Source organism: Pseudomonas sp. E141 (genome assembly GCF_052659885.1).
Window position 1 is genome coordinate 4,434,974 of the sequence record NZ_CP084024.1, and the last position, 12,126, is coordinate 4,447,099.

Genomic DNA, 12,126 nt, shown 5'->3' on the forward strand with positions numbered 1-12,126 from the left:
CCGGCCGATTTGTCCCTCATGACGTTCCGGTATTTGAAAGCAGGAATAGAACCTTGATGAAAAACGTCGGTTTCGCAGCCGCTCACTGGGGCATGCTCATCTGGGCAATCCTGATCGCAGCGTCGTTCTTTGCCGCGGCGCAGGTCAGTCAGTCAATCGATCCGATCCTGCTCACCGGCTTGCGACTGCTGTTTTCCGCCCTGATGTTCCTGCCGCTGTTGCTGCTGAAAAACACCTCGCCGGTCTCCGGCAAAGGCCTGCTGGCCCATGCCGTACTTGGCCTGTTGCTGGCAACGTACTTCGGTTCGTTGTTCGAAGCGTTGCGCTACACCTCGGCGGTCAATACCGCGACGCTGTACACGCTGGTGCCGTTGATGACCTTGTTGTTCGAGGTATTTCTGCTGCCCAACCCAAGCCTCAAGACCCGCCTGCTGCCGATGTCGACCGCAGCGATCGGCGCAGTGTTGCTGACCCTCAAGGGGTCGGCTCCGGGACAATTGCCGGCGCTCTATCCCGTGCTGGTTTTCGGCGCCGGTTGCCTGGCGATGGCGCTGTATTCCCCCCTCAGCCAACGGTTCAAGGTCCGCGCGCTGAAAGGCCGCGACCCGGTGACGATGACGTTCTGGAACATGCTGTTCGGGGCGCTGTTTTTGCTGGTGTTTTGCCTGTTCAGCGGCGACTGGCGCAGCGCTCTGCAGTTGTCGACGCTGGACATCGGCTGGCTGATGTACCTGGCCGTGTTCGGCACCCTCGCCACTTTCTGGCTGTTGCACCGGGCAATTGGGGTAATCGCGCCGTCCACGGTGGTTTCCTATGTCTACCTCAGCACCCTGTTCGTGACCGTACTGCACTGGTTCTGGCTCAGGCAGCAACCGCTGATGATCGAGATCCTCGGTGCTGCCCTGGTGGGTATCGGCATGCTGGCACTGGTGCTCAGCAGCCGAAACACCAGAACCGTCACGGCTTGAGGGCGGTCAGTACGTCGATGCCGGACGGGGCGTAACCGGACTCCAGCGCTCCAGCTCACGCTCCAGGAAAGCAGCCACCGCCAACAACCGTTCTTCCTGCCAATGAGGCCCGACAATCTGGATGCCGATGGGCATCCCGGTAGCCGGGTCCGTTCCGGCGCGGATCACTACTGCCGGGGAACCGCTGAGGCTGAACGGGAACACGAAGGCATACCGGTCGCGATCCTCCAGGGACTCCCCGTGACGGAACGCCACGTCCGGAAATACCGGGCAGATGAACAGGTCATGCTGCTTGAAGAATTTCGCCAACTCATAGCGAAACGTATCGATCATGATCCAGTCGCGTTTGACCTCATCCACGGTCAACTCCACCGCCTCGCTCATGTCCAGCAATTGAGCGATGGCCGGGGTAAAACGTCGCTTGTTCATGGACTCGAACAATTGCCGCCAACCGCGACCGGCGTCAGCGCCGGTGATGAACACCCGCCACAGCACATCACAGGCCTCATCGAGCATCGGCGGCGCGACCGTGCTCACCTCGGCCACCACCGGACCCAGGCATCGTTCGACGTGCTGCAATACCTGGCTCACCGCCGCGCTGACCGGCGGGCGGCTCGACGCCGAGAACAGCGCCACCCGCAGGTTGGCCAGCGGCTCGCTGGCGGTGAACGGTACGTCGACGGTGTCCGGATCCTGTCCGTCGGCACCGCTGATCAATTGGCCGAGCAGCGCCAGGTCATCGACATAGCGGCCCATCACGCCAAAGGCCGAGGTCATGTGGAACAGCCCGGAACGGTCATTGGGAAACTGGCCGGTCAGCGGCACCCGTCCCTGGGTCAGTTTCAAGCCGCAGATGCCATTGAAGTGCGCCGGTATCCGCACACTGCCACATGCATCGGACGCCAGCCCGGCCGGGGAACACCCGGCAGCGATCGCCGCGGCCTCACCGCCGCTGCTGCCGCCGGCGGAGCGTTGCAGGTCGTGGGGGTTCAGGGTCCGGCCATAGACCAGGTTTTCGGTTTCGAAGGCCATGCACAGCTCAGGCACATTGCTGATGCCCAGAATGATCGCCCCGGCCTGTCGAAGCCGGGCAACGGCCGTTGCGTCCTGCTCGCTGGGTTCGCCCAACAGCTCCCCCAGCCCTCGGGACATCTTGAAACCACGCACATGCAGGACATCCTTGATGGTGATGGGAATGCCATGCAGCGGGCCACTGATCTGGCCAACGCGCGCCATCTCGTCAGCCTCGCGAGCCTGGCGCCGCAGTTCCTCGACTGGCGCCAGCTGGATCAGTGCGTTGATGTGCCGGTTACGCTCAGCGATGCGTTGCAGGTAAAACTCCAGCAACGTGACACTGGTCAGCACGCCACGGCGCAGCAGACCGGCCATTTCCCGCAGGGTCAGCGTATCGGGGTTGAACAGGCTCATGACGCCTCCTTGCTGCGCAGCCACTTGTTGGGCAACAGATACATGTTGCGCACCACCAGGGAAAACGCTTTCACCGCCAGCGCCGGGCGCCGATCGATGGCTTGCAGGGACTCTTCGATCATCGCCAGGACATGCTGCAAGGCTTCGGGCGTGATATTCAGCGGCGGATAGAAACGCAACACCGGGCGTTCGGCCTTTTCATTCATGGAATGCCCGGCGTGGACGCCACGCTTGCCCAGCTCCATGCTCATCAGCGCCTCATAGACCGAACCACGCAGGCGCAGGCCCGTCATCAGGCCGACGCCCGGCACATCCTCGATGATGTGCGGATAACGCAAGGCCAGTCGTTGCAGACCGTGGCGCAGCAACCCACCGTTGACCCGCGACAGCTCCACCAAGTTGTGTTGCTCGATGTAGTCGATGGCCGCGAGCGCCGAGGCACACGCTAGCGGATGCCCGCCATTGGTTCGCGTGTCGGGCTCGATTTCGCTGAGTGGATACTGGGTGGCCAGGCGCCGGCTGTACATGGCGCAAGCGAACGAGGTGTAGCCGCCGGTCAGGCCCTTGGAGAGGATCATGATGTCAGGCACCACGTCGTCATATTGCACGGCGAACCATTTGCCGCATCGGCCGAAACCGGTCTGGATTTCATCCGCCACCAGCAGCGTGCCCGTGGCGTCGCACAAGGCGCGAAGGTTGGCCATGTAGCCCACCGGGGGCACCTGCAGATGAGCGCCGCCCAGAATCGGCTCGACGTACACCGCACAGACACCCTCGCCCACGGCCTTTTGCAGGGCGGCGAAATCGCCGTAGGGGACACAGGTCACTTCGGGGCAAGCGATGCCATAACTGCTGTGGTGCTGTAGCTGGCCCAGAATGCTCATCGCCGCCAAAGTCTTGCCATGATAAGAGCCGCTCATCACGACGATCCTGCGCCGCTGAGGCTGGATCCGCAGCACATAACGCAGACTCTGCTCGACGGCCTCGGCACCCGAAACCATGAATTGCACGTCGCCCCATTCTCCCGGCACCAGTTGGCAAAGCCGCTCGGACAGCTTGTCTTGAAGCGGATGGCGCCGGCCTTCCGGGACCCAGGCCAACTGATTCAATTGCGCCTGCACCTGCTCACGCACCGTCGGGTTGCGATGCCCGACGATGAACACCCCGTAGCTGCACGCGCAGTCAATGAAGCGCTTGCCGGTGTGATCGGTGACATGGATGCCATCGGTCTGCTGTTCGACGCTGGTCTTGCCCAGGCGATACAGCTTGGCCGCCGATGCGCTCCAGTGCCGCTGGCAATCATCCAGCAGTTGTTCATGCGGCCTGAGTAAGGACATGGCTTAGCGTCTCCTTGATGAGGTGGGCGGCACGTTGAATCTGTTCGGGGCGTGCAGTGATCGGGCAGCGCAAGATCAATTCGCGGCCCCGGGGTGGGCTGATATAAACGCCTTGCTGGTAAAGCGCTTCGCACAGCAGGGACGGCTGCAGATCATCGGCCAGCGGCAGGCTGACCCAGCCACCCACAGCCACCGCTCCGAATGGCGCCAGGGTTTGCACCAGCCGCTGACCGTTCTCCAGACAATGCAGAGGCGAGTCGTGGGCCTGCACATAATCCAGGGCGGCCAGGGCCGCTACACACGCCATCGGATTACCAGCGGTGGTGCTGCCGTGTTTGGCCGGACTGCTGCGCCCATAGACCTGCCAGGCCATGCGCTCGCTGCAGGTATAGGTGCCGATGGGAATCGCGCTGCCCCCCAGGGGGCCCCCAAGCACGACAATGTCCGGGACAGGACGATAACGCTGGAAACCGAACAGCGTCCCCAGGCTACCGAGGCAACTGTGGGTGTCGACCGCGATGACCGGCGCGCCAGCCTGTGCTGCGCGGGCATGCAATTGCTCGAGCAGTGCAGCATCGAGCAGTTGCAATCGGCCGCTGGCATCCACGCGGGTGTTGCTGTGGCACACCGCGAAACAATCGCTCCAGTCCACCGTGTCCAGGTCAGCCAGATGCCGAATCGCCACTCGCTTGAACCCTAGAAAACTCTGCACGGCCAGATCATCTTGCGCGGCGCTGAGGCAACGTCCGTAGGTCAGCGCGCCATAATCCCCCCCCTGGATGAACACGATGGTGTTGCCCTTGGGCTTGAGGCCCTTGCACAACTTCAATGCGCCCTCGAACGCCTCATCCCCGGAGCTGCACACATAAGAGTTGACGAGCGGCGCAGGCAGCAGCTCGGCCAGGCGTCGGCACAAGGCAATAAGCGGTTGGGACATCAGCACCCGGTTGGATAACCCCATGATGTCCGCTTGGCGACTGACCGCCTCGATCACCGACGGCACCTGGAAACCGAACCCGCCGCTCAGGTCGATAATCTGCCGGCCATCGCCATCGAGATAACTCTCGTACTGTCCGCTGACAATGTATTTGTTGTTGTTCGTCATGATGAGTCTCAGCGATAGCTCAAGGCGTTGAAGATGCGTCGACGTTCGTCGACGATGGTTTCACGACCGTGCATGACCCGACGGTTGTCGATCATCACCACGTCGTGATCGCGCCAGCCAACCGGGCAGGTGTACTGGGCGGACACTTCGGCAATTTCCCGCAGAAACCCAGCAGGAATCGGCTGCCCCCCCACGGTGTCGATCACCGGAGCTTCGTAGTTGAAGGAAGGTCCCAGGATGCTGTTGGCGAAGGCCGGACGCTGGCTGAACGCGGACGTGAGGATCGCCGGAGTGCTGAAGGCGTAGTGAATGGAGTCATCGGCCGGGTTGAAGGAAATAACCGTCTGCGGGTCCTCCCCGATGATTTGCCACAGGTCCTCGATTTCGACGGCCGCCGGGTCCGACAACGCTGGCGAATAGTGGCAAACCAAACGACGCCACTTTTCCCCCGCAACGGTACGGCTGTAGCGGATAGGGTTTTCTTCAAAAAAACTGCGGCAGGCTGGAGACAGTTTCGCCAACACCTTCTCACCGTCACACAACGTCGTTTGCGACCCCTTGCGTGGTGCTTCCTGACAATAGAACCAGGTCATGTCCGGCCAGAACGGCGAGTTACCGTTTTCGCAGTGCAGGCCAACCGCCTGATGTCCCGCGTCCACCAACTGTGCCGCGCCGCCCACCATGACGCGGGCCGGATCCAGGCTCAGCCGCGAACTGTTTTGTTTGACGTAGGCGCTGAAATCTTCGGCGCTGTGGATACAGTTACGAAACAGCACGACCCCGTAATGGCCCAGCAGCTCATACAGCTCGCTCTTGCCCAGGCTGGCGAAGTGGTGCGACTCGACGATGGAGATGTCCGCGGTTTCAAAGTGAAAGGCAGGCGTGGTCATTGGATGCAGTCCCTTGCAGAGTGGAAAAAACAGTGGCGATGTCGGCGCGTTTTGGCCGGCCGGTAACGGTGTAAAGCTGCTCGATCAACGGGTCGTCCTGGGTCAACAACCAGAGTCGGCTGGGTCTTTCGATGTCGGAAAAACGCCGGGCGGACCAGGCCACCAGCTCATCGCGCGCGGGGGCCGACTCGACACACAGCAACGCCACCAGGCCATGGTGCTCATCGAAAAACACTGCGGCATCGTTGACGCCGGGGTATTTGCGATACTCCAGCTCAACCTGTTCAGGGCTGACGTTGCGCCCGTTGGGCAGGCAGATCACGTTCTTCTTGCGCCCGTGCACATAGAGGTAGCCATCGTCGTCCAGCATGCCCAGGTCTCCAGTGTCCATCCAGCCATCGGCGGACATGGAGCAGGCGCTAGGGTCAGTGCCGGAATAGCCACTGAACAGTGAGCTGCTCTTGACCTCAATGGTCTGGTCGGCGCCAATACGCACCTGGACATGGGGCAAGGGTTTGCCCACGCTGCCCAGGCGCTGCTGTTCGAAGGTGTTCATGCTGACCACCGAGGCGTTCTCGGACAGGCCGTAGCCTTGGTACACAGCAATGCCCCGTTCTTCCAGTCCGCGCAGTACATCGATGCTGACCGCCGCACCGCCACAGGTAATATGCGCACCCGATTGCAGATAGCGCGCCAGTCTCTCGCCCTGCTCGCCGCCCTCGTCCATTTGTTCCAGGAAGCGGTTGACCATCACCGGCGGCACTGTCAGGGCCGTTGGCTGGACCTGCAGGATCCACTCGACCAGACGCTGTGGCGAAGCCCCAGGCTCGCCGAGCAATGCTTCGTTCGGTGGCAAGAAATGCACGGTTCCGCCCGCCAGCAACGGTAGATAGGCGGCAGTCACCTGTTCGAGCAGCAAACTCAAGGGCACCAGCGACAGGTAACGGCGATGAGCATCGGCGGGCATACGTTGACGCAGCGATGCCAGCACGGCGCCGACCGCCTGGGTACTCAACTGCACGCCCTTCGGGCGACTGGTCGTGCCCGAGGTGTGAATGATTTTGCAGATCCAGTCTTCATCACCGTCGGGCGTATGCAACAAAGGCTGTTCGATGACCGGCTCGCTGATGTGGCGCAAACGGCTTTCAGGGAAATTCAACTTCCATCGTTGCGCCAGTGTCCGCTGCCCGGCGGCATCCACTACAAACCCGTCGCAACGCTCGGCCAGGTGCTCCGCCTGAGCCTGGCTGAAAGCCAATGGCAACGGTAACGCGGTAATCCCGGCAAACAGGCAAGCAAGATCGGCCACCAGCCAGTCGCTGCTGTTACGCGTGGCAATTCCCAAAACCACATGATCGCCATGGGCCGGGCTGGGAAAACGCCGTTGCAGTTCGGCGGCCAGATTGAGGGCACGATGTTCCAGCTCGCCATAGGTCAATGCCACCGGCTCGCCGCCCGACGCCGACCAGTCCACCGCGCAGACAGCCTGGCGATTGTCTTGCAACGCGCTTTGCAAGTGATGGATAAATCCACCGCTCATGGCTGCGCCCTCGCCAGTGAATCGCCAGGCAGTTGGGTGAACGAGGTATTGAGCGTCATGGCCGCGAAACGCGAGCGCTGCGGGTCTACCCGGATGAACCCGGTGACCGGCAATTTGGAGTAATAAGTCCCCCAGTTCTTGCCACCCTCCTCGCCCAGGCGCGCAGGGTCTGCTGTCAGCAGCGGCTCGAAATCGATTTGGCAACTTTCCATCATTTGCCGAACGCGGGGTGTCACCGTACACAACAAGTAATGCCCACCCATGCACCAGGACAACAGGGGAATCATGTTGACCAGAATCATGCCGGCCGTCAGGTGATGGGAGATCAAATTGCCGATCTCGACAATGTTTGAGCGGTCGATCGTTTTCTCCAGGCGCTGGGACAAAATCACTTCTATCGGTTGCGCCAGGTATTGCTCGGAAAACAGTGTGCGGTGGTCCGCGAATGTAATACCGGCACAGGCAAGAATACGGTCTGACGGATCCTGGGTGACCGCAAAGTATTGTGGATTCGGTTCAACCGACGCCGAATAAGAACGGCGAAATTTCTCTTTCACTACTTCAGTGGCTTGCACCCATAACGGTGTCTTAGTTTCTGCGACGCGAATTTGCATATCGTCCTCCTCCGTCCTTGTGCAGGATTTCTATAAAAAGCGAGGCGAGCATATTTAAGAAAATTCCCACAAGCCATTTAAAAAATAAATGCCTTCCGCTAATATATAAATAAACCCCTTTGTCATAAAAACAAGGGACGCTAGCTGATGGATTGCGCCGAGAAGGATCTTATGCTCAATAGTAATTTGCTTAGAAAGCTGGACATGCAGGACCTGATGGTGTTTGTCGCGGTGTACGAGCAAAGCAGCGTCACCGAGGTGTCCGAGACCCTTTGTGTGAGCCAGTCAACCGTGAGCTACTGCCTGAAGAAGCTGCGCACAAGTTTCGAAGATGAGTTATTCATCAATACCCGTAGTGGCATGCGGCCCACGAACAAAGCCACGGCCATGTACAGCCATGTACTCAACATCCTCAAGACCATAAATATATGCCACTCCGGCATTCAAACATTCGACCCCACGCAGAAAGAAATAACATTCAATATTTGCGCCCCGGAGTACTTCGAACTTCTTATACTTCCCCAGCTAGTGAAACGATTCATTGGCAGCCGTTTCCCCGTTATCATTAACATCACGAAATTTCACAAAGATATTCCGGTTGACGAATTGATGGAGGGTCGATTCGACCTGGTTGTTTGTTTTGGCCCCAACTTTCATCGCGGCGCGAAGGGGTTGCGCTCGCAAGTATTACTGGAAGATGAACTGGTCTGCGTGGTCGATAAAGACTTTTCACTGCCCAGGGAGGAATTTGATCTGGAGGCGTTCGTCGCCTGCCAGCATGTTTTTCCGACGCCCTGGACCTCCGACACCAACATGGTGGACGGCTGGCTCGCCCGGCAAGGCTACAACCGACAGATTGTCGCTCGGGCCAACAGCTACGTGGCAGCACTGAATATGATTCCGGGAACCGACTTCATCCTGACGTTGCCTCGGCGTATCCAGGCGTTGACCTGCGATGAAGGCAAATATAGCCATCGCAGGCCACCAGTGGGCTTACCGAACTTTACGCTGGATATGATGTGGAGCGAGAAACCCGGCCAGGACAACGCCAACATCTGGTTTCGCGAACAGATCGTGAAGGTATGCGCCGAGGACGGCTTGCTTTAACAACCCAGGGAACCACTCGAATCGTCGGGTGGTTCCGGTTTTCAAGCGGCGAGTTTTCTACAGGCAAAAAAAAATCCGGAAATCCACACTTTCGTGGGCCTTCCAGACTTTTAAAACTGCTAAAAATGGTGGGTCGTGTGGGATTCGAACCTACGACCAATTGGTTAAAAGCCAACTGCTCTACCAACTGAGCTAACGACCCGCTGTGTGGTGGCGCGTATAATACTGATTTCTAAGGACTATTCAACACCTAATTTGAAATAAATCAAAAATAAGGGGTTGGATCGCTCACACCCGCCGCCGCGAAGCCTTCGGCACGCAGGCGACAGCTGTCGCATTTGCCGCAGGCGCGCCCCTGATCGTCAGCCTGATAGCAGGAAACGGTGAGCCCGTAGTCCACGCCAAGCTTCACCCCCGCCCGAACGATGTCGGCCTTGCTGAGATTCTGCAGTGGTGCCTGAATACGGAAGCCCTGCCCTTCTACACCGGCCTTGGTCGCCAGGTTGGCCATACGCTCGAACGCTTCGACGAACTCCGGACGGCAGTCCGGGTAGCCGGAATAATCCACGGCGTTGACGCCGATGAAGATATCACGGGCGCCCAGCACCTCCGCCCAGCCCAGGGCCAGGGACAGGAACACCGTGTTGCGTGCCGGCACGTAGGTCACCGGGATGCCTTCGCTGGGAGTTTCAGGCACGTCGATGGAGCTGTCGGTCAAGGCCGAGCCGCCGATGCCGTTGAGGTTCAGGCCGATCACCTTGTGTTCGACGACGCCCAGGTCCCGGGCCACCCGCTCGGCGGCGTGCAGTTCGGCGCGGTGGCGCTGGCCGTAATCGAAACTCATGGTGTAGCAGCGGTAGCCCTCGGCACGCGCCATGGCCACGACCGTCGCGGAATCGAGGCCGCCGGACAACAGGATGACGGCACGTTTTTCTGCAATGTTCGAGTGTTCAGTCATATCAGCGCCCCGGCTCGTCGTTCCAAAGATATTTATGCAGCTGCAATTGCAGGCGCACCGGCAAATTGTCCGCCACCACCCAGTCCGCCAGCTCCCGGGCGTTCAAGTCATGATGACTTGGCGAAAACAACACTTCGCCAGCCCGCTGGTCGAGCCCGTATTGAATCAGCTTGGACACGGCCCAGTCATAATCTTCCCGCGAGCAGATAACGAACTTGACCTGATCGTTGGGCGTCAGCAGTTCGATGTTCTCATAGCGATTGCGATGGGCTTCCTTGGACCCTGGGGTCTTCAGATCGACGACGCGGCTGACTCGCGGATCAACGGGTGCGATGTCCAAGGCGCCGCTGGTTTCCAGCGATACCTCGTAACCGGCATCGCACAACCGCTTGAGCAAGGGGATCGCGTTGGGTTGCGCCAGTGGTTCGCCCCCCGTAACGCAGACGTAGCGCGGGCGAAAACCGGCCACCTGCTCAAGGATGTCGTCGAGGCTGCGCAGGGTGCCGCCACTGAAGGCGTAGGCACTGTCGCAGTATTGGCAACGCAACGGGCAACCGGTGAGGCGCACAAATACTGTGGGCAGCCCGGCCGTTCGCGTTTCACCCTGCAACGAGTAAAAAACTTCGGTAATTCTCAATGTGTCTTGCATAGTCGCCACGGGCGTAACAGCTAAACAGGCTGTCCGCCTCCGTCAGGCACTTCCAGCAACCCCGCCAACGCGCAGATCCCAAGAAGCGTGTTTCATAAAAAGGGCGTGAATTCTAACGAAAAAACCCGCGACAAGCGCGGGTTTCTTCGAAACGGATCAAACAGCCTCACATACGCTGCAAGTCACGCTGAGCCAATTGGGCGGCGGAGGTACCCGGGTATTGGGCCACCACCTGCTCCAGAATGCCCTTGACCTTGTCGGTGTGGCCCAGGCGACGCTCCACGTCAGCGAGCTTGTAGAGCGAGTCCGGCACCTTGGCGTGCTTGGGATAGAGCTGCGAGACCTTGGCGAAGGCCTGACCGGCACCTTGCAGGTCGCCCTTGGCCAGGTTCACTTCACCCAGCCAATATTGGGCGTTGCCCGCATACTGGCTGTTAGGGTATTTGCGAAGGAAAGCGGCAAAGGCCAGGCTGGCCTTGTCAAAATCCTTGGCTTTGATCAGATCGAAGGCCGCATCGTAATAGAGCTTTTCCTTCGCCGGATCAGCCGGCTCACCGCCGGCTGCAGGTGCCGGAGCAGTTGCTCCCGCGCCTGCGGCTGCGCCAGGGGCGTTCAAGTCGCCACCGGCTGGAGAATTCTCAGGAGTCGCGGCAGGTGCAACGCCGGTTCCTATGCGCCGATCAAGATCCTGGTATCGCTCCAGGTTTTCCTGCTTCATGCGCGAAACTTCATTTTGCAGAACTTCAATCGCGCCTTGCTGGCGTGAAATCTGGTCTTGCATTTGCTGCAGTTGGTTGAACAGCTGGCCCTGTGCCGAGACAGGGGCCGAAACCCCTCCCCCGGCATAGGCGCCGCTCGTACCGTAACCTGCAGGCGGATAATTGCTTGCGCTATTGTTATAGCCGGAATCATTATCGACCACGGGAACCGCAGCCCACACCGCAAGCGGCGCGAGGCTGAGAGCCAGAACAGTTACAGCACGGCGGCACGTTCGCATGACGAATTACTTACGCAGTTCGACGCGACGGTTTTGAGCCCAGGACTGCTCGTCGTTGCCGGTAGCAACTGGACGCTCTTCGCCGTAGGAAACCAGTTCCAGCTGAGCTGGGGAAACACCTTGCAGTACCAGGTAGCGTTGAACGGCTTTCGCACGACGCTCGCCCAGTGCCATGTTGTACTCACGAGTACCACGTTCGTCGGTGTTGCCTTCCAGAACGACGCGAGCACCGTTCGACTTCAGGTCTTTGGCGTGAACGTCCAGAGCGCGCATGGCTTCTGGCTTCAGGTCCGAGCTGTCGTATTCGAAGTAGAAGGTGGTGATTGCGCGCAGAGCAGCTTCTTCGCTCAGGGAGCCGTCAACTGCACCAGTGTTAGCGCCGTAACCAGCGTTTGGATCAACAGCGCCTTCACCGGCGTTGTCGCCGCCTTTGGACGAGCAACCTACAGCTACAGCCATGGCCAGAGCCAGCGCAGCAAATTTACCAAACTTCAGCATTTCCATCGTGAAACTCCTAATGAACCCCAGTGTGT

The 12,126-nt window shown here is 59.7% G+C and carries 12 protein-coding genes and 1 tRNA gene; 2 read left to right on the forward strand and 11 right to left on the reverse strand.

Annotation, left to right across the window (positions count from 1 at the left end; translation table 11 throughout):
- The first annotated feature begins 56 nt into the window (after window positions 1-56).
- A complete protein-coding gene (locus GKKCFE_RS19895) occupies window positions 57-968 on the forward strand; it encodes a DMT family transporter (RefSeq protein WP_445577008.1) in 912 nt (303 codons plus the stop codon).
- Window positions 969-974: 6 nt separating this feature from the next.
- On the opposite strand, the gene GKKCFE_RS19900 is transcribed toward GKKCFE_RS19895, so the two are convergent.
- Genes GKKCFE_RS19900 through GKKCFE_RS19925 form a run of 6 tightly spaced genes read right to left on the reverse strand, consistent with a single transcriptional unit; the run spans window position 975 to window position 7,882 of the window.
- Complete coding sequence (locus GKKCFE_RS19900; RefSeq protein ID WP_173406626.1) at window positions 975-2,396, reverse strand: amidase; 1,422 nt, start codon at window positions 2,394-2,396, stop codon at window positions 975-977.
- A complete protein-coding gene (locus GKKCFE_RS19905) occupies window positions 2,393-3,733 on the reverse strand; it encodes an aspartate aminotransferase family protein (RefSeq protein ID WP_445577009.1) in 1,341 nt (446 codons plus the stop codon). The genes GKKCFE_RS19900 and GKKCFE_RS19905 overlap by 4 nt, the downstream gene beginning before the upstream one ends.
- Window positions 3,711-4,838, reverse strand: a complete 1,128-nt coding sequence (locus GKKCFE_RS19910; RefSeq protein WP_076383699.1) for an aminotransferase class III-fold pyridoxal phosphate-dependent enzyme — start codon at window positions 4,836-4,838, stop codon at window positions 3,711-3,713. The genes GKKCFE_RS19905 and GKKCFE_RS19910 overlap by 23 nt, the downstream gene beginning before the upstream one ends.
- 8 nt (window positions 4,839-4,846) lie before the next feature.
- Window positions 4,847-5,728, reverse strand: coding sequence for a TauD/TfdA family dioxygenase (locus GKKCFE_RS19915; protein WP_047227057.1), 882 nt, complete (start codon window positions 5,726-5,728; stop codon window positions 4,847-4,849).
- A complete protein-coding gene (locus GKKCFE_RS19920; RefSeq protein ID WP_274089938.1) occupies window positions 5,703-7,268 on the reverse strand; it encodes an AMP-binding protein in 1,566 nt (521 codons plus the stop codon). Before GKKCFE_RS19920 ends, GKKCFE_RS19915 begins: the two co-directional genes overlap by 26 nt.
- Window positions 7,265-7,882 (reverse strand): thermostable hemolysin, encoded by a 618-nt coding sequence (locus GKKCFE_RS19925; RefSeq protein ID WP_047227059.1) that lies wholly within the window; start codon window positions 7,880-7,882, stop codon window positions 7,265-7,267. The genes GKKCFE_RS19920 and GKKCFE_RS19925 overlap by 4 nt, the downstream gene beginning before the upstream one ends.
- A 171-nt stretch (window positions 7,883-8,053) precedes the next feature.
- On the opposite strand from GKKCFE_RS19925, the gene GKKCFE_RS19930 reads away from it, so the two are divergent.
- Entirely contained in the window at window positions 8,054-8,989 is a 936-nt protein-coding gene (locus GKKCFE_RS19930; protein ID WP_047227126.1) for a LysR family transcriptional regulator, read from the forward strand.
- A gap of 126 nt (window positions 8,990-9,115) precedes the next feature.
- Here GKKCFE_RS19930 and GKKCFE_RS19935 read toward each other — a convergent pair.
- The 5 genes from GKKCFE_RS19935 to pal form a co-directional block, all read right to left on the reverse strand.
- Window positions 9,116-9,191, reverse strand: a tRNA-Lys gene (locus tag GKKCFE_RS19935).
- Between the two features lie 63 nt (window positions 9,192-9,254).
- Entirely contained in the window at window positions 9,255-9,929 is a 675-nt protein-coding gene (gene queC / locus GKKCFE_RS19940) for a 7-cyano-7-deazaguanine synthase QueC (RefSeq protein ID WP_171061329.1), read from the reverse strand.
- Between the two features lie 19 nt (window positions 9,930-9,948).
- Window positions 9,949-10,596, reverse strand: a complete 648-nt coding sequence (gene queE, locus GKKCFE_RS19945) for a 7-carboxy-7-deazaguanine synthase QueE (protein WP_047227061.1) — start codon at window positions 10,594-10,596, stop codon at window positions 9,949-9,951.
- A gap of 166 nt (window positions 10,597-10,762) precedes the next feature.
- Entirely contained in the window at window positions 10,763-11,593 is an 831-nt protein-coding gene (gene ybgF / locus GKKCFE_RS19950) for a tol-pal system protein YbgF (RefSeq protein ID WP_445577010.1), read from the reverse strand.
- Window positions 11,594-11,599: 6 nt separating this feature from the next.
- Window positions 11,600-12,097, reverse strand: coding sequence for a peptidoglycan-associated lipoprotein Pal (gene pal, locus GKKCFE_RS19955; protein ID WP_003205029.1), 498 nt, complete (start codon window positions 12,095-12,097; stop codon window positions 11,600-11,602).
- Window positions 12,098-12,126: the final 29 nt, after the last annotated feature.

Bases quoted from the DNA above. Each gene is read 5' to 3' on its own strand.
- GKKCFE_RS19910 (WP_076383699.1), bottom strand. From the start codon at position 4,838: ATGACGAACAACAACAAATACATTGTCAGCGGACAGTACGAGAGTTAT.
- ybgF (WP_445577010.1), bottom strand. From the start codon at position 11,593: ATGCGAACGTGCCGCCGTGCTGTAACTGTTCTGGCTCTCAGCCTCGCG.
- GKKCFE_RS19900 (WP_173406626.1), bottom strand. From the start codon at position 2,396: ATGAGCCTGTTCAACCCCGATACGCTGACCCTGCGGGAAATGGCCGGT.
- pal (WP_003205029.1), bottom strand. From the start codon at position 12,097: ATGGAAATGCTGAAGTTTGGTAAATTTGCTGCGCTGGCTCTGGCCATG.
- GKKCFE_RS19925 (WP_047227059.1), bottom strand. From the start codon at position 7,882: ATGCAAATTCGCGTCGCAGAAACTAAGACACCGTTATGGGTGCAAGCC.
- GKKCFE_RS19915 (WP_047227057.1), bottom strand. From the start codon at position 5,728: ATGACCACGCCTGCCTTTCACTTTGAAACCGCGGACATCTCCATCGTC.
- GKKCFE_RS19930 (WP_047227126.1), top strand. From the start codon at position 8,054: ATGCTCAATAGTAATTTGCTTAGAAAGCTGGACATGCAGGACCTGATG.
- GKKCFE_RS19905 (WP_445577009.1), bottom strand. From the start codon at position 3,733: ATGTCCTTACTCAGGCCGCATGAACAACTGCTGGATGATTGCCAGCGG.
- GKKCFE_RS19920 (WP_274089938.1), bottom strand. From the start codon at position 7,268: ATGAGCGGTGGATTTATCCATCACTTGCAAAGCGCGTTGCAAGACAAT.
- queE (WP_047227061.1), bottom strand. From the start codon at position 10,596: ATGCAAGACACATTGAGAATTACCGAAGTTTTTTACTCGTTGCAGGGT.
- GKKCFE_RS19895 (WP_445577008.1), top strand. From the start codon at position 57: ATGAAAAACGTCGGTTTCGCAGCCGCTCACTGGGGCATGCTCATCTGG.